The organism is Salinarimonas sp. NSM (assembly GCF_052380005.1).
Classification (GTDB): domain Bacteria; phylum Pseudomonadota; class Alphaproteobacteria; order Rhizobiales; family Beijerinckiaceae; genus Salinarimonas.
On sequence record NZ_JBQTCJ010000013.1, the window covers coordinates 36,429 to 59,194 of the forward strand.

At 72.2% G+C, this 22,766-nt stretch carries 23 protein-coding genes; 10 read left to right on the forward strand and 13 right to left on the reverse strand.

Annotated elements, in window-relative coordinates; all coding sequences use genetic code 11:
- Positions 1-32 precede the first annotated feature (32 nt).
- Positions 33-1,553 carry a sensor histidine kinase gene (locus tag ACTZWW_RS07495; RefSeq protein ID WP_444780321.1) on the forward strand — a complete coding sequence of 507 codons (1,521 nt, stop codon included), beginning with the start codon at positions 33-35 and terminating at the stop codon, positions 1,551-1,553.
- A 265-nt stretch (positions 1,554-1,818) separates the two neighbouring features.
- On the opposite strand, the gene ACTZWW_RS07500 is transcribed toward ACTZWW_RS07495, so the two are convergent.
- Complete coding sequence (locus ACTZWW_RS07500) at positions 1,819-2,478, reverse strand: ChrR family anti-sigma-E factor (RefSeq protein ID WP_444780322.1); 660 nt, start codon at positions 2,476-2,478, stop codon at positions 1,819-1,821.
- A gap of 247 nt (positions 2,479-2,725) precedes the next feature.
- Here ACTZWW_RS07500 and ACTZWW_RS07505 point away from each other — a divergent pair, with 247 nt between their 5' ends.
- Positions 2,726-3,163, forward strand: coding sequence for a YqaA family protein (locus ACTZWW_RS07505; protein WP_444780323.1), 438 nt, complete (start codon positions 2,726-2,728; stop codon positions 3,161-3,163).
- A gap of 107 nt (positions 3,164-3,270) precedes the next feature.
- Positions 3,271-3,969 (forward strand): fumarylacetoacetate hydrolase family protein, encoded by a 699-nt coding sequence (locus ACTZWW_RS07510; RefSeq protein WP_444780324.1) that lies wholly within the window; start codon positions 3,271-3,273, stop codon positions 3,967-3,969.
- Between the two features lie 3 nt (positions 3,970-3,972).
- On the opposite strand, the gene ACTZWW_RS07515 is transcribed toward ACTZWW_RS07510, so the two are convergent.
- On the reverse strand, positions 3,973-4,749 hold the full coding sequence (locus ACTZWW_RS07515; RefSeq protein WP_444780325.1) for an SDR family NAD(P)-dependent oxidoreductase: 777 nt from the start codon (positions 4,747-4,749) through the stop codon (positions 3,973-3,975).
- A gap of 298 nt (positions 4,750-5,047) precedes the next feature.
- Here ACTZWW_RS07515 and carB point away from each other — a divergent pair, with 298 nt between their 5' ends.
- The 3 genes from carB (at position 5,048) to ACTZWW_RS07530 (ending at position 9,791) form a co-directional block, all read left to right on the forward strand.
- Positions 5,048-8,524 (forward strand): carbamoyl-phosphate synthase large subunit, encoded by a 3,477-nt coding sequence (gene carB / locus ACTZWW_RS07520; protein ID WP_444780326.1) that lies wholly within the window; start codon positions 5,048-5,050, stop codon positions 8,522-8,524.
- Positions 8,525-8,644: 120 nt separating this feature from the next.
- Entirely contained in the window at positions 8,645-9,118 is a 474-nt protein-coding gene (gene greA / locus ACTZWW_RS07525; RefSeq protein WP_444780327.1) for a transcription elongation factor GreA, read from the forward strand.
- Positions 9,119-9,239: 121 nt separating this feature from the next.
- Positions 9,240-9,791 carry a hypothetical protein gene (locus tag ACTZWW_RS07530; protein ID WP_444780328.1) on the forward strand — a complete coding sequence of 184 codons (552 nt, stop codon included), beginning with the start codon at positions 9,240-9,242 and terminating at the stop codon, positions 9,789-9,791.
- 4 nt (positions 9,792-9,795) lie between these two features.
- Here the strand turns inward: ACTZWW_RS07530 and ACTZWW_RS07535 are convergent, their stop codons facing one another.
- The 5 genes from ACTZWW_RS07535 to ACTZWW_RS07555 all read right to left on the reverse strand — a co-directional run bounded on the left by ACTZWW_RS07535 (position 9,796) and on the right by ACTZWW_RS07555 (position 13,894).
- Entirely contained in the window at positions 9,796-10,233 is a 438-nt protein-coding gene (locus ACTZWW_RS07535; RefSeq protein WP_444780329.1) for a GNAT family N-acetyltransferase, read from the reverse strand.
- Positions 10,234-10,237: 4 nt separating this feature from the next.
- A complete protein-coding gene (locus tag ACTZWW_RS07540; protein ID WP_444780330.1) occupies positions 10,238-10,804 on the reverse strand; it encodes a TetR/AcrR family transcriptional regulator in 567 nt (188 codons plus the stop codon).
- A gap of 3 nt (positions 10,805-10,807) precedes the next feature.
- On the reverse strand, positions 10,808-11,188 hold the full coding sequence (locus tag ACTZWW_RS07545; protein ID WP_444780331.1) for a DUF4260 family protein: 381 nt from the start codon (positions 11,186-11,188) through the stop codon (positions 10,808-10,810).
- A 138-nt stretch (positions 11,189-11,326) separates the two neighbouring features.
- On the reverse strand, positions 11,327-11,719 hold the full coding sequence (locus tag ACTZWW_RS07550) for a hypothetical protein (protein ID WP_444780332.1): 393 nt from the start codon (positions 11,717-11,719) through the stop codon (positions 11,327-11,329).
- A 78-nt stretch (positions 11,720-11,797) separates the two neighbouring features.
- Entirely contained in the window at positions 11,798-13,894 is a 2,097-nt protein-coding gene (locus ACTZWW_RS07555; protein ID WP_444780333.1) for a S8 family peptidase, read from the reverse strand.
- 230 nt (positions 13,895-14,124) lie between these two features.
- On the opposite strand from ACTZWW_RS07555, the gene ACTZWW_RS07560 reads away from it, so the two are divergent.
- Positions 14,125-15,351 (forward strand): lytic murein transglycosylase, encoded by a 1,227-nt coding sequence (locus ACTZWW_RS07560; RefSeq protein WP_444780334.1) that lies wholly within the window; start codon positions 14,125-14,127, stop codon positions 15,349-15,351.
- Between the two features lie 18 nt (positions 15,352-15,369).
- Here ACTZWW_RS07560 and ACTZWW_RS07565 read toward each other — a convergent pair whose 3' ends face one another.
- From ACTZWW_RS07565 to ACTZWW_RS07575, 3 genes are all read right to left on the reverse strand, one after another.
- A complete protein-coding gene (locus ACTZWW_RS07565) occupies positions 15,370-16,380 on the reverse strand; it encodes an alpha/beta hydrolase (RefSeq protein WP_444780335.1) in 1,011 nt (336 codons plus the stop codon).
- A gap of 88 nt (positions 16,381-16,468) precedes the next feature.
- Positions 16,469-16,717 (reverse strand): hypothetical protein, encoded by a 249-nt coding sequence (locus ACTZWW_RS07570; protein WP_444780336.1) that lies wholly within the window; start codon positions 16,715-16,717, stop codon positions 16,469-16,471.
- A gap of 2 nt (positions 16,718-16,719) precedes the next feature.
- Positions 16,720-17,028, reverse strand: a complete 309-nt coding sequence (locus ACTZWW_RS07575) for a hypothetical protein (protein ID WP_444780337.1) — start codon at positions 17,026-17,028, stop codon at positions 16,720-16,722.
- Between the two features lie 305 nt (positions 17,029-17,333).
- Between ACTZWW_RS07575 and meaB the strand changes: the two genes are divergently transcribed.
- Positions 17,334-18,329: a methylmalonyl Co-A mutase-associated GTPase MeaB gene (gene meaB / locus ACTZWW_RS07580; protein ID WP_444780338.1), complete on the forward strand. Its 996-nt coding sequence runs from the start codon at positions 17,334-17,336 to the stop codon at positions 18,327-18,329.
- 89 nt (positions 18,330-18,418) lie between these two features.
- Positions 18,419-19,459: a DUF2336 domain-containing protein gene (locus ACTZWW_RS07585; RefSeq protein WP_444780339.1), complete on the forward strand. Its 1,041-nt coding sequence runs from the start codon at positions 18,419-18,421 to the stop codon at positions 19,457-19,459.
- Positions 19,460-19,468: 9 nt separating this feature from the next.
- On the opposite strand, the gene ACTZWW_RS07590 is transcribed toward ACTZWW_RS07585, so the two are convergent.
- Positions 19,469-19,795: a DUF6949 family protein gene (locus tag ACTZWW_RS07590; protein WP_372422620.1), complete on the reverse strand. Its 327-nt coding sequence runs from the start codon at positions 19,793-19,795 to the stop codon at positions 19,469-19,471.
- A gap of 132 nt (positions 19,796-19,927) precedes the next feature.
- Here ACTZWW_RS07590 and ACTZWW_RS07595 point away from each other — a divergent pair, with 132 nt between their 5' ends.
- Positions 19,928-20,635, forward strand: a complete 708-nt coding sequence (locus tag ACTZWW_RS07595) for a hypothetical protein (RefSeq protein ID WP_444780340.1) — start codon at positions 19,928-19,930, stop codon at positions 20,633-20,635.
- Here ACTZWW_RS07595 and ACTZWW_RS07600 read toward each other — a convergent pair.
- A complete protein-coding gene (locus ACTZWW_RS07600; RefSeq protein WP_444780341.1) occupies positions 20,629-20,973 on the reverse strand; it encodes a tRNA-binding protein in 345 nt (114 codons plus the stop codon). The two genes, ACTZWW_RS07595 and ACTZWW_RS07600, sit on opposite strands and share 7 nt — an antisense overlap.
- 145 nt (positions 20,974-21,118) lie before the next feature.
- Entirely contained in the window at positions 21,119-22,666 is a 1,548-nt protein-coding gene (locus tag ACTZWW_RS07605) for a 2-isopropylmalate synthase (protein WP_444780342.1), read from the reverse strand.
- Positions 22,667-22,766 lie beyond the last annotated feature (100 nt).

The following is a 22,766-nucleotide window of genomic DNA, read 5'->3' on the forward strand; positions in this document are numbered from 1 at the left end:
TCGCGCGGCCCGTGGGTGCGCGTTCGAGGACCATGGCGGACATCGCGGGGCAGGACGACAGGCGCGAGACGGAGAGCGTCGCCGGGGAGGTCAAGCACCGCCGGCGCGTCGCGCAGGACGTGCGCGCCGCGCGCGAGAAGCTGACCTCGTCCTCGGGCCTGGAACGCGCCTTCGAGACCGAGCTCGTCCGGCTGTTCGCGCAGTACCGCGTGGGGGCCGCGATCCCGCTCTACGTGCTCGCCGCGGCGATCGCGGGCGCGGCCACGACCTGGCTGCCGATGCCGGCGGTGATGATCTGGCTGGCGCTGACGCTGCTCGCCATGACGATCATGAACGTGCTCGCCCGCAACCATCTGCGCGCGAGCGAGGACGACGAGCGCACGCTCGGAGTCTGGCGCCGCGTCTTCGCCTGCGGCGAGATGCTGCACGGCGCCGCCTGGTGCTATCTCATCCAGCTGCTCTCGCAGGTCCCCTCCGAGGACATGCGGATCTTCGTCCTGTTCTGCGCCGTCATGATCACGGCCGTCATCGCCACGCTGTCCGCGACGATTCCCGCCGCGGTCTACGCCGGGCTGGCGCCGCTGCTGCTGGTGGTCGGCCTCGCGACGATCGGGGCGGCGGCGCCCCAGGCGCTCACGCTCACGGTGATGATCGTCTCCGCGCAGGTGTTCTTCGTGCTCCTGGCCCGCCACCTCTACGCGAGCGCCGTCTCGACGCTGCTGTCACGGGCGGAGAAGGACGCGCTGTTCGTCGAGCTCGAGCAGGCCAAGGCCAATTCCGACGAGGCGCGCCGGCGCGCGGAGGAGGCGAACCTCGCCAAGTCGCGCTTCCTCGCCACCATGTCCCACGAGCTGCGCACGCCGCTCAACGCCATCCTCGGCTTCTCCGAGGTGATGAAGGGGGAGGTCTTCGGCCCCCACGCCTCCGAGAGCTACAAGGAGTATTCCTCCGACATCCACGCGTCCGGCCAGCACCTGCTCAACCTGATCAACGAGATCCTAGACCTCTCGCGCATCGAGGCCGGGCGCTACGAGCTCAACGAGGAGGCGATCGCCCTCGCCCACGTCATCGACGATTGCGCGCACATGATGAACCTGCGCGCCAAGGCCAAGGGCCAGGCGATCCGCAGCCACGTCGACGAATCGCTTCCGCGGATCTGGGCGGACGAGCGCGCGATCCGCCAGGTCGTGCTCAACGTGCTCTCGAACGCGATCAAGTTCACGCCGCAGGGCGGCGAGATCGTCATCAAGGTCGGCTGGACCTCCTCGGGCGGGCAGTACGTCTCGATCAAGGACACGGGGCCGGGCATCCCCGAGGAGGAGATCCCCGTCGTGATGTCGAGTTTCGGCCGCGGCACCTGGGCGATCAAGACCGCCGAGCAGGGCTCGGGCCTGGGACTGCCCATCGTGAAGGGCCTCGTCGACCTCCACGGCGGCGGCTTCCAGCTGCGCTCCAAGCCCCGCGAGGGCACCGAGGTGATCGTCACGCTCCCCGCCTCGCGCGTGATGAACGCGCTGCCGCCGGTGGCGCAGGAGAAGAAGAGCGCGGCGTGAGGGTGAGGGGTCTCGATGGCGTGAGACCCGGGCCCGGCCTACCTCTGCTCGGGCGAGCCGCGCCTCCGTCCTCCCCACCCTCCCGCGTGCGGCCTCCGTCCTCTCCTCCGGGGAGGTGGCGGTCGGCGCGTGTCGACGACGTTCGCGACATCGCAGCCTCCCCGGAGGCGAGGAGTCCGCGCGGCACGCGCGGGCGGCGGCGCCGTTCGACGAGGAAGGCGCGGCAGCGCGGGGAGCCCACCCGGTTGCGCCGCGGTCGGGCCGCTCAGTTCCGGAAGAGCTTCTGGACGATGCGGCCGATTGGGCCCGTCAGCGTCAACGGCGCGTCGGTGACGGCGAAGCAGAAGCAGTCCGCGTCGGGGTCCGCGACCGGCTGGTGGTCGACGTCCATGTCGGCGATGGCGATGTCGCCGCGCCGGTAGTGGCCGTGAATGTCGGAGAACGCACCCTTGAGCACGAGCGTGTATTCCGAGCCCTCGTGCGTGTGCGACGGGATCTTGCGGCCGCCGCGGATCCAGTAGAGCGTCGCCTCGCCGTCCTCGTTGTCGCTGACGCGATACTCCTTCACGCCCGGCAGCAGGGTGCGCCAGGGCGTGTCGGCGAGGCTCGCGCCGAGAAAGCGCGCGAGCGGATAGGGCACGACGTCGTCGCCCGCGAAGCCGCGCGCGACGGCGCGGATCGGCTCCTCGCCGGCCGCGAAGATCGCCGCGAGCCGCGCGTCCCGGTCGTCCAGCGGAGCGGGATCGAGCCGCTCGATCTCGCCGGCGCTCGCGGTCTCGAGCAGCGAGACGAAGCGTCGGCTCTCGGGGCGGATGGCGAGATGCGTCGCCACGAGCGTGTGCAGCGGCGCGCTCAGCACGCCGCGCGCATAGCCGGCGAGGAGCGTGTCGAGCGGTTGTTCGTGCGTCTGCCCGGTGGGAGTCACTGCAGTCACCTCGAGCGGCCGAGACACCAGAAGGCCGCGTCCTCCGATGTACGCGACCGACCCGCGCCCGGATCAACGCGGCGATCGAACTTTCACCATCGGCGACAATGAATTACCGCCCGTCGGGGCGGAATACGTAGATTATCGGAAGGATTCGCGCAAGCACGCGTGCGCCGCGGCGAGCCGGCTTGCGGACGCGGCCGATCCGTGATTTGCGACGGCGGCTCACGAGAGAGGACCCGTCACCTTGGGCGACATCGCCGTGCTCGCGGCCCTCGCGCTCTCCGCCTTCACCTCGGCGACGCTGCTGCCGGGAACCTCCGAGGCCGCGCTCGTGGGCGTGCTCGCGCTCGGCGAGGCGGCGGCGTGGCTCGCGGTCGCCGTCGCGACGATCGCCAACGTCGCCGGCTCGCTGGTGAACTGGGGCATCGGCCGCTTCCTCGTTCGCTTGCGTCACCATCCGCGGTTCCCCGTCTCACCGGAGCGCTTCGCGCGCACCGAGGCGCTCTACCGGCGCTGGGGCGTCGCCTCGCTGCTCCTGTCGTGGACGCCGATCGTCGGCGACCCGCTCACCGTGATCGCGGGCGTGATGCGCACGCCGCTCCTCGTCTTCCTGCCGCTCGTCGTCCTGGCGAAGGGGGCGCGCTACGTGGTGGTGGCGCTGGTGGCGCTCGGGCTCATGTGAGACCGGCGTGCGCGGGCGTGGCGCGAGGCCCGCCGCTCCGCTACAGATCGCGGCGACAGACGCCCGACCCCCGTGACACCCCAGACAGGCACCCCAGAGGCTCGCCGATGACCTTCGTCTTCCCCGCCCCCGAGACCCCGGCGATCCCCGTCGCCGGCGCGAGCGCGCTGTTTCCCGTGCGCCGGGTCTACTGCGTCGGGCGCAACTACGCCGCCCATGCCCGCGAGATGGGCCACGACCCGGACCGCGAGCCGCCCTTCTTCTTCATGAAGCCCGCGGACGCGCTCCAGCCCGTGCCGGCGGACGCGATCGCCGAGCACGCCTACCCGCAGATGACGCAGAACTACCACTTCGAGGTGGAGCTCGTCTGCGCGCTCTCGCGCGGCGGGCGCGACGTGACGACGGAGGAGGCGCTCGGCCTCGTCTACGGCTACGCGGTCGGCCTCGACATGACCCGGCGCGACCTGCAGGACGAGGCGAAGAGCCTGCGCCGGCCCTGGGCGCTCGCGAAGGGCGCGGACTTCTCCGGGCCGATCGGCCCGATCCACCCGGTCTCCCAGGTGGGCCACGTCGCCCAGGGAGAGATCCGGCTCGAGGTGGACGGCGCGCCGCGCCAGTCGGGCGACCTCGGCGACATGATCTGGTCGGTCGCCGAGCAGATCACCTACCTGTCGCGCTACAACGAGCTCTTCCCCGGCGACGTGATCTTCACCGGCACGCCCGACGGCGTCGGCGCGGTCTCCCGAGGGGAGACGATGCGCGCGACGATCGCCGGGCTCGGGGCGATCACGCTCCGGGTCGTGTGAGCCTCACGACTGCATCGCGCCCGCCGCGCGGCGCATGACGACCCGCGGCAGGAAGCGGTTGAGCTCCATGACGAGCTTGTTGCGCGTGCCGGGCGTCGAGACCGCGTGGCCGGCGCGGTAGGCCTCGACGCCGATGCGCGCCACCTTCTGCGCGTCCATCCGCCCGCTGCGGAACAGGCGCGAGCCCTCCATGCCGGCGCGCGCGCCGAACTCGCTCTCGGTGGCGCCGGGGCACAGCGCGGTGACCGTCACGCCGAAGGGCTTGGCCTCCTCGTGCAGCGCCTCCGACAGCGAGAGCACGTAGGCCTTGGTGGCGTAGTAGACCGCCATGTGCGGCCCCGCCTGGAAGGCGGCGAGCGAGGAGACGTTGAGGATCCCGCCCTGCCCGCGCTTGATCAGGTCGGGCAGGAACAGCCGCGAGAGCCGCGTCAGCGACGAGACGTTGAGCTCGATCATCGCCATCTGCTCCTCGAGCCCGAGGTCGACGAAGTCGCCGCGCAGGCCGAAGCCCGCGTTGTTGACGAGCGTGTGGATCGGCAGCCCCTTCTCTCCCACCGCCGCGTGCAGTTCCGCCGGCGCCTCGGGCCGGGCGAGGTCGAGCTCGATCACCTCGACGGCGCCGCGGTCGGCCGTGGTCAGCTCGGCGGCGAGCGCCTCGAGCTTCTCGCGCCGGCGTGCCACGAGGACGAGGTTGTGCCCGATCGCCGAGAACTGGCGCGCGATCTCGGCGCCGATTCCGCTCGAGGCTCCCGTGACGATGGTCCAGCGCGTGTACGGCATCGGCTCGCATCTCCCTCTTTCCCGCGGTGCAATGACGAAACGTAGAGCCTCGCGGCGCGCCTGCCAATGCGACGGGTGTCGAGCGGTTCCGATATCGTCGCTGCAACGCCGCCCCTTCGCCGGCTCCGCGACCCTTCCCACCGCGCGGTGCTTGGTCTATAGACCCCCACACATCGCGATCCTGGCCGCTCCGCGCGGCCGGGCCGCTCGGCACGAGGCTCACGCGTTCGCGCGCGGGCCTCTTTTCATGACGACCGGGTCATGACGCGCGGGCGGCCCCTTCGAGCACGAGACCGTCATGCCCAAACGCACCGATATCTCCTCGATCCTCATCATCGGCGCGGGGCCGATCATCATCGGCCAGGCCTGCGAGTTCGACTATTCGGGCACGCAGGCGGTCAAGGCCCTCAAGGAGGAGGGCTACCGGATCGTGCTGGTGAACTCGAACCCGGCGACGATCATGACCGATCCGGAGCTGGCGGACCGCACCTACGTCGAGCCGATCACGCCCGAGATCGTCGCCAAGATCATCGAGAAGGAGCGGCCCGACGCGCTGCTCCCCACGATGGGCGGCCAGACCGCGCTCAACTGCGCGCTCTCGCTGCAGCAGATCGGCGTGCTCGACAAGTTCGGGGTGGAGATGATCGGCGCCAAGGCCGAGGCCATCGACATGGCCGAGGACCGCCAGCTCTTCCGCGAGGCCATGGCGCGAATCGGGCTCGCGACGCCCGCCTCGCGACTCGCCAACGCCTCCGCGCTGAAGAAGAAGTACAAGGACCAGCACCGCGCCGAGATCGCGCGCATCGAGGCCATGGCCATCGACGCCGACGAGAAGGCCCGCCTCGTGGCCGAGTTCGAGCGCGGCTGGGCCGCCGGCGACATCGAGCGGCGTAAGCGCACCATCGAGTACGCGCTCGGCGAGGCGCTGATGGCGCTCGCCGAGATCGGCCTGCCGGCGATCATCCGCCCGTCCTTCACGCTCGGCGGCACCGGCGGCGGCATCGCCTACAACCGCGAGGAGTTCCTCGACATCGTCGAGCGCGGGCTCGACGCCTCGCCGACCGGCGAGGTGCTGATCGAGGAGAGCGTGCTCGGCTGGAAGGAGTACGAGATGGAGGTCGTCCGCGACAAGGCGGACAACTGCATCATCATCTGCTCGATCGAGAACATCGACCCGATGGGCGTGCACACGGGCGATTCGATCACGGTGGCGCCGGCGCTGACGCTGACCGACAAGGAATACCAGATCATGCGCGACGCCTCGATCGCGGTGCTCCGCGAGATCGGCGTCGAGACCGGCGGGTCGAACGTGCAGTTCGCCATCAACCCGGCGAACGGCCGCATGGTCGTGATCGAGATGAACCCGCGCGTGTCGCGCTCCTCCGCGCTCGCCTCGAAGGCGACGGGATTCCCCATCGCCAAGGTCGCGGCGAAGCTCGCCGTGGGCTACACGCTCGACGAGATCGCCAACGACATCACGGGCGGCGCGACGCCGGCCTCCTTCGAGCCGACGATCGACTACGTCGTCACCAAGATCCCGCGCTTCGCCTTCGAGAAGTTCCCCGGCGCCGAGCCGACGCTCACCACCGCGATGAAGTCGGTTGGCGAGGCGATGGCGATCGGCCGCTCCTTCCCCGAGAGCCTGCAGAAGGCGCTGCGCTCGCTCGAGACCGGGCTCACGGGTCTCGACGAGATCGAGATCGAGGGCATCGGCAAGGGCGACGACGAGAACGCCATCAAGGCGGCGCTGGGCACGCCCACGCCCGACCGCCTGCTCAAGGTCGCCCAGGCGCTGCGGCTGGGGACGTCGATCGAGGACGTGCACGCCTCGTGCATGATCGACCCGTGGTTCCTCGAGCACCTGAAGGACATCGTCGACACCGAGGCGAAGGTCCGTACCCTCGGCCTGCCGACGACGCCCGGCGCGCTGCGCCGCCTCAAGGCGATGGGCTTCTCGGACGCGCGCCTCGCGGTGCTCGCGAACCTGGAGGAGGCGGAGGTGACGGCGAAGCGCCGGGCGCTCGGCGTGCGGCCGGTGTTCAAGCGCATCGACACCTGCGCGGCCGAGTTCGCCTCCCCCACCGCCTACATGTACTCGACCTACGAGGCGCCCTTCGGGGCCGCTCCGGCCGACGAGGCGCAGCCGAGCGACCGGAACAAGGTCGTGATCCTCGGGGGCGGGCCCAACCGCATCGGGCAGGGCATCGAGTTCGACTATTGCTGCTGCCACGCCTGCTTCGCGCTCGGCGACGCCGGGTACGAGACGATCATGATCAACTGCAACCCGGAGACCGTCTCGACGGACTACGACACGTCCGACCGGCTCTACTTCGAGCCGCTCACCGCCGAGGACGTGCTCGAGATCCTCGAGACGGAGCGCGGGGCGGGGCGGCTGCACGGCGTCATCGTGCAGTTCGGCGGGCAGACGCCGCTCAAGCTCGCCCGCGCGCTCGAGGACGCCGACGTGCCGATCCTCGGCACCTCGCCCGACATGATCGACCTCGCGGAGGACCGCGACCGCTTCAAGCGCCTGCTCGACAAGCTCGGCCTCAAGCAGCCCAAGAACGGCATCGCCTACTCGGTCGAGCAGTCGCGCCTGATCGTGCAGGACCTCGGCCTGCCCTTCGTGGTTCGCCCCTCCTACGTGCTCGGCGGGCGCGCGATGGCGATCATCCGCGACGAGAGCCAGTTCGAGGACTACCTGCTGGGCACCCTGCCCTCGCTGATCCCCTCCGACGTCAAGGCGCGCTACCCCAACGACAAGACGGGGCAGATCAACACGGTTCTGGGCAAGAACCCGCTCCTGTTCGACCGCTACCTGACCGACGCGACCGAGATCGACGTCGACGCCGTCTGCGACGGCGCGGACGTCTTCATCGCGGGCATCATGGAGCACATCGAGGAGGCGGGCATCCATTCGGGCGATTCGGCCTGCTCGCTCCCGCCCCGCACCCTGTCCGCCGAGACCGTGGCCGAGCTCGAGCGCCAGACCAGGGCGCTCGCGCTGGCGCTCGACGTCGGTGGGCTGATGAACGTGCAGTACGCCATCAAGGACGGCACGATCTACGTCCTCGAGGTCAACCCGCGCGCCTCGCGCACGGTGCCGTTCGTCGCCAAGGTGATCGGCGAGCCGATCGCCAAGATCGCCTCGCGCATCATGGCCGGCGAGTCGCTCGAGAGCTTCGGGCTCGGCGAGCGCGCACCCGCGCGAGAGCACATCGCGGTCAAGGAGGCCGTGTTCCCCTTCGCCCGCTTCCCCGGCGTCGACGTGCTGCTCGGGCCGGAGATGCGCTCGACGGGCGAGGTGATCGGCCTCGACCGCTCGTTCGGCATCGCCTTCCTCAAGAGCCAGCTCGGCTCGGGCACCATGCTGCCGAAGGCCGGCACCGTGTTCGTCTCGGTGCGCGACGAGGACAAGCCGGGAATCCTTCCTGCGGTGCGCATGCTCGCGGATCACGGCTTCACCATCCTCGCGACGACGGGCACGCAGCGCTTCCTCGCCGCGCAGGGCGTGAAGGCCAAGCGCGTCAACAAGGTGCTGGAGGGGCGCCCCCACATCGTCGATTCGATCAAGAACGGCGACGTCCACCTCGTGTTCAACACGAGCGCGGGCGCGGGTGCCCTCTCCGACTCGCGCTCCCTGCGCCGGGCGGCCCTCTTGCATAAGGTGCCGTACTACACCACTCTCGCAGGAGCGATCGCGTCCGCGGCAGGCATCGAGGCCTATCTCGGCGGCGATCTCGAAGTGCGGGCGCTCCAGGACTATTTCACCTGAAGCGCACCCCGCGCCCGGTGCACCGGCGCGCGGCTCCCGCCACATCCCCAACCGCCACAGCGCGGAGCGCCCGGTTCGGCCGCTCCGCGCTACGGCTTTTTCGCGTCGGTGAGACAAGACATGGACAAGGTCCCGATCACGGCCCCGGGCTACAGGAAGCTCGAGGAGGAGCTCAAGCAGCGCCAGCAGGTCGAGCGCCAGCGGATCATCCAGGCGATCTCCGAGGCGCGCGCGCTCGGCGATCTCTCCGAGAACGCGGAATACCACGCGGCCAAGGAAGCGCAGTCCCACAACGAGGGCCGCATCCTGGAGCTCGAGAGCCTGATCTCGCGCGCCGAGGTGATCGAGCCGGCGAAGCTCGGCGGCGATCGCGTCAAGTTCGGCGCGACGGTGAAGCTGATCGACGAGGACACCGAGGAGGAGAAGGTCTACCAGATCGTCGGCGAGCCGGAGGCGGACGTGCATTCCGGCCGCGTCTCGATCGGCTCGCCGATCGCCCGCGCGCTCATCGGCAAGACCGTGGGCGACACCGTCGAGGTCCACACTCCCGGCGGCGGAAAGTCCTACGAGGTGATGAGCGTCGAGTTCCGCTGATCGCCTGCGCCTCCGAGGCGTCGATCCGGCCCGAACCCCGCGCGCGGCGCGGGGTTGAGCCTCCCGAGCAACGCCGCGCGCGTGCCCCGCACGCGCCCGGCGCCACCAGGAGGAAGACGCCATGCCCGCCCGCCCCTTTCCCGTGGCCCGCCCCTTTCCCGTGGCCCTCCCTCGGCTCGTGCTGCAGGCGCTCGCCGCGCTCGCCCTCGCTTTCGGCGTGCTCGCCGGCCAGGCCACGGCGCAGCCGGCCGCGCTGATCGGCGAGATCCGGGTCGACGTGTCGCCGCTGCGGGCGAAGGGTGTCGGCAACTACGCCGACCTGCTCCAGACGAGCCTCGAACGCGCGCTGGAAGAGCGCTTCGCCGGCCGGCTCGGCGCGGGCGGCTCGCGGCTCACCGTCGTGCTCGAGCGCTTCGAGCTGCGGGGCTACGGCTCCGGAGAGAGCGACGACGGGCCGCTCGGCTTCGGCATGCCCGGCGGCGGCTCGCTCGCCGCCGACGAGCTCGTCGGCACCGCGACGCTCAGCGAGGGTGGCCGCGTGCTCGCCCGCGAGCCGCTGCGCGTCGCCCTCCCGCCCGGCCAGTCCGGCCCCTGGCAGACGCCCGATTTCGAGCAGCGCCGCGCGGTCGCGCTCGCCGAGAGCTTCGCCGGCTGGCTGGCCCGGCGGCTGTGACCGCTCAGCCCGGTCGTCGCAGGCGCAGGAGCGGGTGCGGCCGGCCCTGGTCGTCCGTCTCGCGCCGTCCCGCCTCGACGAAGCCGAGCCGCGCGTAGAAGGCGCGCGCACCCGCATTCGCCTCGTAGACCTCGACGTCGAGCGCACCCTTGCGCTCGGCGGCGTGGAGAACGAGCGCTCGGCCGATCCCGCTCCCGTGATGCGCCGGATCGACGAACAGGCCGCCGACGACCGCGTCGAGCAGCGCCACGAATCCCACGAGTCGCCCCTCCTCCTCCGCGACCGCGATCTCGGCCTTCGGCAGGTAGACGTCGCGCACGAGGACGGCGTCGGCCGCGAGCGCGGTCTCGCCGAGGAACGGATGCCCGGACCGTGAGGCGGCGCGCCAGACGGCGAGGCAGGCGTCGGCGTCGCGCACGGCGTCGTAGGGTCGGATCGTCATGGTGCTATGCATCTCTCGTCTCGATGCCGCGCAGGATGAGCGCGATGCCGTCACGGAAGGCCTCGTCGACGTCGCCCCCGAGGCGAAACAGCCCCGCATTCTCGATCGAGACGAATCCGTGCAGGTAGGCGGTGAGCGTCCGCGCGGCGGGGAGCGCCCTATCCGCGCCGACCAGCCCGGCGAGGGCCTCCATCGCGGGAGCGACGGCAGCCCGCCGGGCCGCGTCGACCTCCACGCCGCGTGCCGCCTCCGGCGCGTAGATCTGCGCGTAGGCGTGCGGGTTGTCGCGCGCGAAGCGCCGGAAGGCGTGGGCCTGCGCCTCCAGCGCGGCGAGCGGCGCGCGCCCGCGGGCGGCCTCCCGCAGCAACGCCCCCAGGCGCGCGAGCGTGTCGGCCTCCAGGGCAGCGAGCAGCGCCTCACGGCGCTCGAACCGCTTGTAGAGCGACGGCGGGCGCACCCCGACCGCCTCCGCCACGGCCTGCATCGTCAGCGCGCCGAGCCCGTGCGCCTCGAGGATCCGGCGCGCGGCCACGAGAATCGCGGCGTCGCTCGTCTTGGCGGGCGCGGGCATCGGTCACGCCCGCGGCGCGCGGCCGGCGCGCCCGATCCGGCCCAGATGCGTGTCGGCGAAGCCACTCGCATGCTTGAGGCCGTAGCCGAGCGCCCGGTCGAAGCCGATGTGCGCCGCCCAGACGGCCGCCGCCGCGACGAGGGCCGGGCCGGACTGGAGGTCGACGTGGAGGCCGACGAGGCCGAGGGCCACCGGCCCGAGATAGGTGTGGGCGAGGTTGTAGCCGAGGGCGCCGACGCGGGCATTCGCCAGATACGCGAGCATGGCCACGTCCGGCAGCAGGAACCCGGCCGCGAACGCCCACCACGGCGCATCGAGCCAGGCGTAGAGCGCGACCGCCGCGCACAGCGCGGCGAGCCCCTCCGCACGCAGAAGAATCCGCATCGCATGCTCCGGAGCCACTGCCACCCTCCCTCACCGATGGCGAAGGCTAATATACATACCCTTCGTCTCCGTCAAGAGTCGTGCAGCCGCTCGCTCGAGGAACGCGCGCGGGCCGGGCGTCCGGCCCACGCGTCGCCCTCACTTCCCCGTGTCGTCCCGCCGCCCGGACCATCCCGCCGCCGCGCGCTCGACCGCCGCGTCCGCGGAGCCCTCGCGGCCGGCTTCCTCCGGCCTGGCGCCGAAATGCAGCGCGCCCTCCTCGCGGGAGGGGCGCTTCAGGGCCTCGTCGAGCGCCTCGAGGTCGCCGTGCCCGGGCGCGGGTGCGCGCCGGCCCTCGGCCTCGTCCGCCTGGCCCCGCTTCGCGCCGACGCCCGACGGGTCGGTCGCGTCCTCGCCCGCGGCGGCGGGATCGGCGCGGTTCTGCGGCGTGAGGCGCGGGCGCGCGACGTCGTCGACGGGCTTCGTCGCGTCCTGCTCGATCGCCTGCGCAGCCGCGCGCCGCGCGGCGTCCTCGGATGTCCGTTCGGCCATGATGCTCGCCTCCTCGGTTGGAAACGGGCGAACGCGGGCGCGTGCGCGGGGTTCGACTGCGCTCCCCCGGGGGCCGGCTCAGAACCGCAGGGCGACGCCGGCGCTGACGGTGTGGGCGCTCGCCTCCTCCTGGAAGGCGCCGTCGTAGGCCACGAAGCCGGAGAGCCGGTCGCCGGGCGCGGCGAGCCGCAATGCGCCGCCGACACGGAGCCGGTCCGCGCCGACCTCCATCGTCCGGCCGGTGATCCGCCGACCGAGCAGGGTGACCTCCGTCTCGTGCGCGAGATCGCCGGTGAGGCGCTCGTAGGCGACGTCGGCCTCGAGCCGCAGGGTGGCGCCGCCGGCGCCGAGGGCGAGCGGCGCCGAGGCGAAGCGGACGCCCGGGCCGAACGACAGCTGCTCGGCGCTCTGCGACGGGCCGCGCAGCGCGAAGATGCCCGCGCCCGTCTCCTGGAAGGCGTCGGACTCCTGCCAGCGCGCGGCGAAGGCGGCGTAGGGCGTGACCTGCGCACCGTCGGCGACCTCGAAGGTGTAGCCGAGCCGGACGTCGCCCTCGAACGCCGTCGTGTCCGTGGAGCTACGCCCGATCGGCGCGCGCGCCGTGCCGGCCGCGCCGGCGATGTCCCGTCGCGTCAGCGTCTGGTCGATGAAGGCCAGTTGAGCCGTCCCCTGCAGGCTCCAGGCGCCGAAGGTGGAGGAGCCGTAGAGGCCGACATGGACGCTGTCCGCCTCGCCGCCGTCGGCGGACCCCTTCACGTCGAGATCCGTGCGCGCGAAGCCGCCGGCGATGCCGAAGCGCAGGTCCGTGCGGTCGACGAGGTCGAGGCCGACCATGAGCCCGGCGGTCTCGCTCGTCACGCCCCGCGTCGTCGGGCCGGCGCCGATCGAGGCGCGGCCGTAGAACGGGCTCGCCCACAGGCCCGACAGGAGCGGGTTGGCGAGCGTGACGCCCGCCCCGGCGTCGGACGCTCCGGCCAGCGAGGCGTAGCCCGCGGCGGGACCGGCGGCGGCGGAGGCGTCGGGCGCGGCCTGCGGCATCGCCGCGCCCGGCGCGCCGAGCCGGCCCCTCAAGGTCGTGCCGGCATGCGCGAGCGTGGAGAAGCGCGAGAACGAGGCCGCCGCGAAGCTGCCAGCCGTGCCGGGGTCAGTGGAGGCGAGGAGGTTGCCGACGTTGAGCACGCCCCAGCCGTAGACGCGGTCGATGCCCGGCGCGCCCGCGTCCGTCGCGGTCTGCAGGACGAGCTGGGCGAGCTCGCCCGGCGTCGCCGCCGGGTAGAGCTGCCGCGCGAGCGCGACCGCGCCGCTGACGTGAGGCGTCGCCATCGAGGTGCCCGTGAGGGGCGCGTAGCCACCGCCGACCACGCTCGAGACGATCCGCGTGCCGGGCGCGGCGAGGCAGAACTCCGCCGCCGAGCCGCATCGCACGCTGATCACCTCGCCCGCCTGGTTCACGTTGACGACGGCGATCCAGGCCTCGCGCAGCGCGGGGATCGCCAGCGGGAGCGCGGCGGAGATGTCGATGTCGGGCAGGGTCGGGTCGTTGGAGCCGGCGAAGACGATGACGCCGACCCGCTGCGCCTCGCGCATGGCGGCGACGAAGTCGCGCCACTGGGCGGCGGTGGCGACACCGGGGATCGCGTCGGCGATGGCCTGGTAGGGGTCGGCGGCGAAGCCGGAGGCCCGCAGGATGTCGTTGACGTCGGTGTCGAAGCCCCAGCTGTTGCTGAAGGCGACCGAGCCGCGCGCGGCTCCGGCCCGGAACGCAGCCGCATTGCCGTCGAACGTCGCCGGGGCCGTCCCGAACGTGTAGAGCGCCAGGCGCGCGTCCGGCGCGACGCCCGACGCGATGCCCGCCACGTGGGTTCCGTGGTTGAGCGCCGGCATCGGCGCGCCCGGGGCGCCCGCCGTGTGGATCGCCTCCAGTATCTTGCCCGCGAGCGCTGGATGAGCGAGGTCGAAGCCGTCGTCGATCACCGTGATCACGGTGCCCGCACCGGTGATCCCGGCGGCCGTGGCCTTCGGCAGGCCGATCCGGGCGACGCTGTAGTTCGCCAGGAACTGCGCGGGCGCGGTGGCGCGCACGAAGCTCGGGGCCGGGGCGGTGGCGGGGTCTTGCGCGAGGGCGGGGGCGGACAGGAGCGCGACCAGGGAGGCGCTCAGGAGCAGACGCGACATGTCGGTGGGGCCTCGAGACACAACGACGAGGAGGACTCCACGAGCCGCGCCGCCGGGCAAGCCACGACGCCGGCCGGCGAGTCGGTCGACGCCTGTCTGTTGCATTGACGCAACAAGAGCCAATTCCCTACGATGCTGCAACATCGCCGCCACGCCCGGCGGCGGCAGCGGATCGGGCATCCGTCCCCGTTATTCATCTGTTTACCATGATCCGGGAGCATGCTCCCGTCATGATCAAGCGACCTCCCCTCCCCCGCGCGCTCGGCGCGCTCCTCGCCCTCGGCCTCGCTGCGACGGCCGGCGCGACCGCCCTTCCCGCCCCTGCCGCGGCGCAGGCGCAGTTCCGCTCCTGCCTGGGCGAGCTGCGCGGCCAGGCGTCGCGCAACAATGTCTCGGCAGCGACGTTCGACCGCGCTCTCGCGGGCGTCGAGCCGGACATGAGCCTGCTCGAGCTGCTCGATCGCCAGCCCGAGTTCCGCACCGCGATCTGGGACTACATCGCGGGGCTGGTCGACGAGGAGCGCGTGGAGGACGGCCGGCGCGCCATGGCACAGTACCCCAACGCGCTGGCGGTGGCGCAGGAGCGCTGGGGCGTCGACCGCCACGTGATCGCTGCCATCTGGGGCGTCGAGTCGAACTACGGCCGCAACATGGGCAAGCGCCCGCTGCTGCAGTCGCTTTCCACCCTCTCCTGCTTCGGGCGCCGCCAGAGCTTCTTCCGCGGCGAGCTGTTCGCCACGCTCCAGATCCTCGAGCGCGGCGAGATCCCGGTCGAGCAGCTCACCGGCTCCTGGGCCGGCGCCTTCGGCCAGACGCAGTTCATCCCCTCCACCTACCAGCGCATCGCGGTCGACTTCGACGGCGACGGCAAGCGTGACATCGTCGGCTCGACGGTGGACGCGCTGGGCTCGACGGCGAACTACCTCGCGCGCTCGAGCTGGCGGGCGGGCGAGCCGTGGGGCTACGAGGTGCGCCTGCCGTCAGGCTTCCCGGAGAGCCGCACCGGGCGGCGCAACAAGCGGGCGTTGTCCGATTTCGCCGGCATGGGCGTGCGGCGGATCGACGGCGGCGCGCTCACCGGGCCGGGCCAGGCGGCGATCCTCGCGCCGGCGGGCACGAACGGGCCGGCCTGGGTCGTGTTCCGGAACTTCGACGCGATCTACTCGTACAACCAGGCCGAATCCTACGCGCTCGCCATCGCGCTCCTCTCGGACCGCCTCGCCGGCCGGCCGGGGATTCAGACTCCATGGCCGACGGACGACCCGCCGCTGTCGCGCGAGGAGCGCCGCGAGGTGCAGGTCCAGCTGCTGCGCCGCGGCTACGCCATCGGCGACGTGGACGGCATCATCGGCTCGAAGACCCGCGAGGCGATCAAGGAGATGCAGGCCCGCCTCGGCCAGGAGCCCACCGGCCGCGCCGGGCGGCGCTTCCTCGACGCGCTTCGCGCGGGGGGGTGAGCCCCGCCGCGGTCGCGCTCAGCGCGCCCGCTCGATGGCCCGGGCGACGACGGCGCGCACGTCCGGGTCGCGCAGGAAGAGGTCGTGGTTGAGGACGCCCGAGCCGAACTCGGAGGCGTCCGCCACGCGCACGCCGAGACCCGCGAGCCGCTCGCGATCCGCCGCTCCCGCCCGCACCACGCCGCCGGCGAGGCGCCGGGAGAGCGCGAGCGCGCGGTCGTTCTGCGCCGTGATCACCGTGATGCGCTGGGCGTCCACCCCGAGGCGCTCGACGCCCTGCGCGAACAGGTCGATGTCGACGTCGGGCGAGGCCAGCACCACGGCGCCGATCCGCGCCATCGCCGCGTCGCCCCCGCTGGCGCGCACGAAGCGCAGGGTCTCGAGCGTGAGCAGCGAGCCCATGGAATGGGCGACGAGGTGCACGCGCCCGCCGCTCTCGCTGCGCGCGAGCGTGAGGATCAGCTCCTCCAGCGCATCGCGCGACCACAGCGCGCTCTCGCGGTCGTAGCCGTAGTCGAACGTGGCTCCGCCCGATGGCCAGGTGAACAGGCCGCTCGCGCCGCGAAAGCCGATGCCGGCCGCGAGCTCGGCGGCGCCGGACGCCGCCGTCTCGAAGGTCTCGCGGTAGCCGTGGACGTAGATCAGCACGTCGCGCCCCACCGCGGCGCGGGCGAAGGCCTCCGCCGGCTCGGCGCGCACGACGGGGCCGACGCCGGCGACGCCCCAACGCGCGTCGAAGGGCGAGAGCGTGGCGAGCACGCCTTCGCTGGGGGGCAACAGCGTCGCCTGGGCGAAGGCGAGGCCCTCGCCGCGCTCGGCAGAGAAGAACGGGGACGCGCCGGGATCGGCCGCGGCCGCGCGGGTCGTCGCCACGAGCAGCGTCTGCGACCCGGCCCCCGCCGCGATCGGAGCCGACGCGCCGGCGAGGTTGCAGGCGCCGAGCGCGAGCGCGAGGCCGAGCGCGGCGAGGCGCGTCGCCAGGGGCTGCCGCCACGCGACACGCGGGGCAGAGATCGTCGGAGAGGTCATGGTGCGGCGGCCGTGGATACGCAGGAACGCGGGAACACGCGCTCCTTGCGCCGCGATCGTGGCGAGGGTGCGGCCGTGGCGTGGCGCGTCAGACGAGCGCCGACATCCGCTGGGGATGGGCGGCGGGCTCCGTCGAGATCTCGTGCCACCAGGTCCAGCACTCTGTCTCCACCGCGGCCATCACCGGACGCGAGGAGGGGAAGCGCTTGTCCGTGTTGAACGCGTCGCGCAGCAGCGCCAGCCGGGCGTTGGCGGCGTTGCGCTGGTCCTCGGAGCCGACCTCGCGGACGTAGAGCAGGCGGGCGAAGATCTCGCGGTTGGGGGCGCGCGCCGCCATGCTCAGGCCTCCTGCTGGAAGTTGTTGACATACTGCGAGGTGATGTCGTCCGCGTTGCGGGCGGACCAGGCCGTGTAGCCGGCGGCGATGGTCGTCGACGGGACGTTCTGCGGCGCCGCGGACGCCTGCTGCACGGGCGCGCCGGCGACCAGCGGACCCTGGCGCGGCGGCTCGGCCCCCTGCGTCGCCTGCGGCTGCGACAGCGCCTGCTGGAACTCGGCATCCGACGGCCGCTCGCCGGGCAGCCGAGGGCTCCCCGTGTAGCCCGGGACGGCGATCCCGAGCGGATTGAACAGCTTGTCGTTGCTCATCGCCCTACAATGCTCTTGCTGCATCGAAAACTCTAGACTACATAAACGAAGGCGTGCCGATATGCAAGATGCGACGTTCGCCCAACCCGCTCGCCCGCTCCCGCACACCTCAGCGTAGCGCCCTGGCGGATACGATGCGAATCAGCGGGGCGCCGAATAACCAAAACGCATTCTACGCGTCGCAGGCGCATGACGCTTCGCATGATGCCATTGCCCCGACGGGGCGCAACGGCTCTCGCGCTCCGGCGCCCGACGCGCTAACTCGGGGGGCGGTGCCGCGTTCCGCGGCGGAGGAGGCGCGGGCCATGGCTGTGGCGGACAAGCCCGAGGTCGACATCGCGGGCCTGGAGCAGAAGCTCCTCGCGGGGGACCGCGCGGCGCTCGCCCGGGCGATCACGCTCGTCGAATCGAAGCGGGCCGACCGCCGCGCCGCCGCCGCGACCCTGCTCGATCGGCTGCTGCCGCGCACCGGCGGCGCCGTACGGGTGGGAATCACGGGCGTGCCGGGGGTGGGCAAGTCGACCCTCATCGATTCGCTCGGCACGATGCTGACGGCCCGCGGCCACCGGCTGGCGGTGCTCGCGGTCGACCCGAGCTCGTCGCGCACCGGCGGCTCGATCCTCGGCGACAAGACGCGGATGGCGCGCCTCGCGGTCGACCCGAACGCCTTCGTGCGCCCCTCCCCCTCCTCGGGCACGCTGGGCGGGGTCGCCGCGCGCACCCGCGAGACGATGCTCCTGTGCGAGGCCGCCGGCTTCGACGTCGTGCTGGTCGAGACGGTCGGCGTCGGCCAGTCCGAGACGGCAGTGGCGGACCTCACCGACTTCTTCCTGGTGCTCATGCTGCCCGGCGCGGGCGACGAGCTCCAGGGCATCAAGAAGGGCGTGCTCGAGATCGCCGACATGATCGCCGTCAACAAGGCGGAGGCGGAGAACGAGACGCGCGCGCGCCGGGCGGCGGCGGAGTACCGCACCGCCCTCTCCATCCTCGCACCGGCGTCGCCCCTGTGGACGCCGCCCGTCGTGACCTGCTCGGGTCTCTCCGGCGCGGGGCTCGACGACGTCTGGGCGCGCATCCTCGACCATCGCGCCCGCCACGAGGCGAAGGGCCTCCTCGCCGAGCGGCGCCGGCGCCAGGACGTGAAGTGGATGTGGGCGCTCGTCGACGACCGCCTGCGTGCCCGCCTCACCGGCGACGCGGGGACCCGCGACCTCCTCGCGCGGCTCGAGACCGCGGTCGGTGCCGGCGAGACCTCGCCGACGGCGGCCGCCGAGGAGGTGGCGCGCCATCTCGGCCTGTGATCGCGTCCGTTTGGGCGGCCGAGTTAACCGGAGATTCGAGAAGATCGTCTAGTCCGGTACACATAGGTTATCCCGGGGAGTACACGACGATGCTGGACGAGCTGGCGCGCCTATCGACGGATGCGTCGTCGGAGGGGCGGCGGAGACTCCTCAACGCGGTCACGGATCTCTTCCTGCACGATTCCGAGCCGAGCGAGGGGGCGCAGGAGCATTTCTCCGATATCGCCAACCGCTCGCTCGAGAAGATGGACACCCCCGACCGCAAGGACTACGCGGACCGCGTCGCCGCGGAGCCGCAGCTGCCGCGCGCGGTGGCCAAGACGCTGGCCGGCGACCCGGACGCCGACGTCGCCCGCCTGGTGCTGAAGCTCTCCCCCGTCCTCACCGACGCCGACCTCGCCGCCATCGCGGTGACCCATTCCCAGGCCCACCTGCACGCCATCGCCGAGCGCGCCACGCTCTCGGAGAACGTCACCGAGATCCTGGTCGACCGCGGCGACAAGCAGGTGCTTCGCACCGTGTCGGGCAACGAGGGCGCCGCCTTCTCCGACCGCGGCTTCGAGAAGCTCGTCGAGCGCGGCGGACGCGACGCCGCCGTGCGCCAGAACCTCGAGAGCCGCCGCGAGAGCCTGCCGGTCTCGCAGGCGCGCCGCGTGCTCCAGATCACCGCCCAGGCGGCGCAGAAGTCGGATTCCGGCCACCAGGTCGAGCTCATCTCCGGCGACGCGCCCAAGCGCGTCGTGCGCGAGGCGCGCGAGCGCCGGCTCGAGCTCAAGCTCCTGATCGCCGACCTCAAGGACGGACGGCGCACGATCGACGACGTCGTCTCGATCCTCTCCCGCGACGACCGTGCCTTCGACCTCGCGCAGGTGATCTCGACCTTCTCCGACATCCCCAACGCGCAGGCCCTGCGCGCGCTGCTCCAGCCGGAGACGTCGGCCATCGCGGTGGCCTGCAAGGCGCTCGGCCTCGGCGCGGAGGCCTTCCGCAAGGTGCTCGAGCTGCGCACGAAACGGCTCGGCCTGCTAGAGGCCAACATCGACGTCGACGTCTCGGGCTACGCGACGCTGCCGGCCGAGACGTCCGAGCGGGCGATGCGCTTCCTCAAGATGCGCGCGAAGGTCTCCTGAGGCGTCGGCTCAGCCGACCACGTAGCCGATGCCGCCGAGCAGGACACGGCCCGCGGCGAGGCTCCAGAAGCCGGCGATGCAGGTCGCGATCATCACGAAGGGGATCGGGCGTCGCTCGAAGCGGCGACCGCGCAGCGTGTTGCGCAGGATGATGAAGGGTGCGGAGAAGGCGAGCATCGGCAGGCTCGCGAGCGCCACGACCCCGCCGCGCTCGAGCAGCGAGAAGCTGGCACGACGGTGCGTCACGAGCTCGAAGGCGCTCGCGAGCAGCCCCGCGAAGGCGAATCCCACGACGAGCGCGTTCAGGCTGGACACGGTCCAGGGATCGAGACCCACATCGACACTCATGAGCGGCTCCGGCGCGCGGCCCCTCCCGAGCCGGCACGGCGATCCTGCCCGAGCCTTTACTCCCCGTTAAGCACGAATGGCGAAAAGGGTTAACGTCGCGCCCGCCGCAGGAGAGCCGAGATGCGTCGCGCAGCCCTCGCCGCTGCCCCCGCCTACGCCGCCGCAGGCCAGCCCCCGATCCGCTGGCGCGGCATCGGCCTGCCGGCGGCCTGCCTCGCGCTCGGCCTGAGCGCGGGCCTGCTCGCGCTGGCGATCTGGTCGCGCACGCTGATCGCGCAGGATTCCCCCTCCCCCGGCGCCATGGTCGCCCTCGAGCTGGCGGAGCGCCCGCTCGTCCTGCCGCGCGACTGGCTGATCGAGCCCCGCACGCCCGGCGCGACCGAGCGGGTCGCCATCGAGGCGCCGCTCGACGTGCTGCTCGGGGCGATGGCGGGCCCGACCGCCGGCCCCACGATCGGCATCACCCTCGTGCCCTCCGACGACGCCCCGGCGCCGTCGGAGCGGCCGGCGCAGCTCTACAACCGCTTCCTGGAGCCGGGCGCGGAGGCGACCCGCGACGGGCTGATCCGCCGCGTCTTCGCGCAGGGCTCGCCCTACGAGGGCGAGACGCTGCATCTCGCGCCGCCCCGGGGCCGCGCCTTCGCCGCGCGCTGCCTCGACGGCCCGGCCGCGGCGGGCGTGCGCCTGCCCTGCCTCGCCGAGATCCGCCGCGGCGGGCTCGACGTGCAGGTGCGCCTGCCGCCGGCGGCGCTCGCGGACTGGCCGCGGATCGTCGCCGCCGTGGAGCGTCTCGCCGCCGGCCCTGCCCAGGCGGCCGCGCCTCAGTAGAGCCGGCCGCCGACCGGCACGTCCTGCGAGGGCTCGATCAGCACGACCTCGCCGTCCGCGTCCGGCACGCCGAGCGTCAGCACCTGCGACATGAACTTGCCGATCTGGCGCGGCGGGAAGTTCACCACCGCCAGCACGAGCCGTCCCTCGAGCTCGTCGAGCCCGTAGTTGCGCGTGATCTGCGCCGAGGAGCGGCGCGTGCCGATCTGCGGCCCGAAGTCGATGGTGAGCTTGTAGGCGGGCTTGCGCGCCTCGGGGAAGGGCTCCGCCGCGACGATCCGGCCGACGCGGACGTCGACCTTCAGGAAGTCGTCGAAGGTGATCTGCGGCGTGTCCATGGCGGGGGGGGGCTCCGAACGTTGATGTCGCCTCTCGCCTAGCGCGGAACACGCCGCTCGTCACCGGTCGCCGGCGTCGAGGCGCGGGACCCCACCCCTGATCCGCTTGCGCGGATCGTCCCCGCCCCGAGGGGGCGGGAGCGTCTCACTCCGCCGCATGCTGCGCGTGCATCCCCTCGCCGCGGGCGACGATCTTGTTGAGCGCGGCGAGGTAGGCCTTGGCGGAGGCGACCAGCGTGTCCGGGTCGGCGCCGCGGCCGGTGACCGTGCGGCCGCCGGAATTCAGCCGGACCGACACCTCGGCCTGCGCGTCCGTGCCCTCGGTGACGGCATGGACCTGGTAGAGCTCGAGCGTCGCCTCGTGCGGCTGGAGCGCATGGATCGCGTTGAAGACCGCGTCCACCGGCCCGTTGCCGTCGGCCTCCTCGGTGACGACGCGGCCCTCGATCTCGAGCTTCATCGTCGCGCGCTGCGGGCCGCGGGTGCCGGCGATGACGGACAGGGACACGAGCTTGATGCGGTCGTGCGCGGTGGCGAGCCGCTCGTCGACGAGCGCCTCGATGTCCTCGTCGTAGACGTGCTTCTTGCGGTCGGCGAGCGCCTTGAAGCGGTCGAACGCGTCCTGCAGCTCGTTGTCGGAGACCTTGTAGCCCAGCTCCGCCAGCTTCGAGCGGAAGGCGTTGCGGCCCGAATGCTTGCCCATCACGAGCGAGGTCTTGGTGACGCCCACCGACTCGGGCGTCATGATCTCGTAGGTCTGGGTGTGCTTGAGCATACCGTCCTGGTGGATGCCGCTCTCGTGGGCGAAGGCGTTGCGGCCGACGATGGCCTTGTTGTACTGCACCGGGAAGTTGGTCGCGTTGGCCACCACCTTGGAGGCGCGGGTCAGCATCGTCGCGTCGATGCCCGTGTCGTAGGGGAAGACGTCGGCGCGGGTCTTCATCGCCATGACGATCTCCTCGAGCGCGGCGTTGCCCGCACGCTCGCCGATGCCGTTGATCGTGCACTCGATCTGCCGCGCGCCGCCGTTCACGCCGGCGAGCGAGTTCGCCACCGCCATGCCGAGGTCGTTGTGGCAATGCACCGAGAAGATCGCCTTGTCCGAGTTCGGCACACGGGCGCGCACCGTCTCGAACAGGGCGCGGTACTCCTCGGGCGTGGTGTAGCCGACCGTGTCGGGGATGTTGATCGTCGTCGCGCCCGCCTTGATCGCGGCCTCGACGCAGCGGCACAGGAAGTCCATCTCCGTGCGCGTACCGTCCTCTGCCGACCACTCGACGTCCTCGACGAGGTTCCTCGCGCGCGTCACCTGGTCGATGACCAGCGCCAGCACCGCGTCCGGCTCCTTCTGGAGCTTGTACTTCATGTGGACGGGCGAGGTGGAGATGAAGGTGTGGATGCGGGGGCGCACCGCGTGGCGCACCGCCTCGCCGGCGCGCTCGATGTCCTTGGGATTGGCGCGCGACAGGCCGGCGACGACCGCGCGCTTCACCCGGCGCGAGATCTCCGAGACGGCCTCGAAATCGCCGATCGAGGCGATGGGGAAGCCCGCCTCGATGATGTCGACGCCCATCTCGTCGAGCAACTCCGCGACCTCGAGCTTCTCCTCGAGGGTCATGGTGGCGCCGGGGCACTGCTCGCCGTCGCGCAGGGTGGTGTCGAAGATCAGGACGCGGTTGTTGTCGGTGGACATGGTCTTGCTCCGGTATCGGATCGGGATCGCGGCGGCCGCTCGCGGCGCCGGGTCGGGTCTCGATCTCCCCTGAAGGCCCAGGCGCGCGCCCGGACGGCCC

What these genes read in the sequence shown, in the direction of transcription:
- ACTZWW_RS07605 (WP_444780342.1), bottom strand. Translation starts at nt 22,666, where the DNA reads ATGTCCACCGACAACAACCGCGTCCTGATCTTCGACACCACCCTGCGC.
- ACTZWW_RS07530 (WP_444780328.1), top strand. Translation starts at nt 9,240, where the DNA reads ATGCCCGCCCGCCCCTTTCCCGTGGCCCGCCCCTTTCCCGTGGCCCTC.
- ACTZWW_RS07540 (WP_444780330.1), bottom strand. Translation starts at nt 10,804, where the DNA reads ATGCCCGCGCCCGCCAAGACGAGCGACGCCGCGATTCTCGTGGCCGCG.
- ACTZWW_RS07560 (WP_444780334.1), top strand. Translation starts at nt 14,125, where the DNA reads ATGATCAAGCGACCTCCCCTCCCCCGCGCGCTCGGCGCGCTCCTCGCC.
- ACTZWW_RS07510 (WP_444780324.1), top strand. Translation starts at nt 3,271, where the DNA reads ATGACCTTCGTCTTCCCCGCCCCCGAGACCCCGGCGATCCCCGTCGCC.
- ACTZWW_RS07555 (WP_444780333.1), bottom strand. Translation starts at nt 13,894, where the DNA reads ATGTCGCGTCTGCTCCTGAGCGCCTCCCTGGTCGCGCTCCTGTCCGCC.
- ACTZWW_RS07545 (WP_444780331.1), bottom strand. Translation starts at nt 11,188, where the DNA reads ATGCGGATTCTTCTGCGTGCGGAGGGGCTCGCCGCGCTGTGCGCGGCG.
- ACTZWW_RS07575 (WP_444780337.1), bottom strand. Translation starts at nt 17,028, where the DNA reads ATGAGCAACGACAAGCTGTTCAATCCGCTCGGGATCGCCGTCCCGGGC.
- ACTZWW_RS07570 (WP_444780336.1), bottom strand. Translation starts at nt 16,717, where the DNA reads ATGGCGGCGCGCGCCCCCAACCGCGAGATCTTCGCCCGCCTGCTCTAC.
- ACTZWW_RS07550 (WP_444780332.1), bottom strand. Translation starts at nt 11,719, where the DNA reads ATGGCCGAACGGACATCCGAGGACGCCGCGCGGCGCGCGGCTGCGCAG.
- ACTZWW_RS07585 (WP_444780339.1), top strand. Translation starts at nt 18,419, where the DNA reads ATGCTGGACGAGCTGGCGCGCCTATCGACGGATGCGTCGTCGGAGGGG.
- ACTZWW_RS07535 (WP_444780329.1), bottom strand. Translation starts at nt 10,233, where the DNA reads ATGACGATCCGACCCTACGACGCCGTGCGCGACGCCGACGCCTGCCTC.
- ACTZWW_RS07595 (WP_444780340.1), top strand. Translation starts at nt 19,928, where the DNA reads ATGCGTCGCGCAGCCCTCGCCGCTGCCCCCGCCTACGCCGCCGCAGGC.
- carB (WP_444780326.1), top strand. Translation starts at nt 5,048, where the DNA reads ATGCCCAAACGCACCGATATCTCCTCGATCCTCATCATCGGCGCGGGG.
- ACTZWW_RS07565 (WP_444780335.1), bottom strand. Translation starts at nt 16,380, where the DNA reads ATGACCTCTCCGACGATCTCTGCCCCGCGTGTCGCGTGGCGGCAGCCC.
- ACTZWW_RS07515 (WP_444780325.1), bottom strand. Translation starts at nt 4,749, where the DNA reads ATGCCGTACACGCGCTGGACCATCGTCACGGGAGCCTCGAGCGGAATC.
- greA (WP_444780327.1), top strand. Translation starts at nt 8,645, where the DNA reads ATGGACAAGGTCCCGATCACGGCCCCGGGCTACAGGAAGCTCGAGGAG.
- meaB (WP_444780338.1), top strand. Translation starts at nt 17,334, where the DNA reads ATGGCTGTGGCGGACAAGCCCGAGGTCGACATCGCGGGCCTGGAGCAG.
- ACTZWW_RS07495 (WP_444780321.1), top strand. Translation starts at nt 33, where the DNA reads ATGGCGGACATCGCGGGGCAGGACGACAGGCGCGAGACGGAGAGCGTC.
- ACTZWW_RS07600 (WP_444780341.1), bottom strand. Translation starts at nt 20,973, where the DNA reads ATGGACACGCCGCAGATCACCTTCGACGACTTCCTGAAGGTCGACGTC.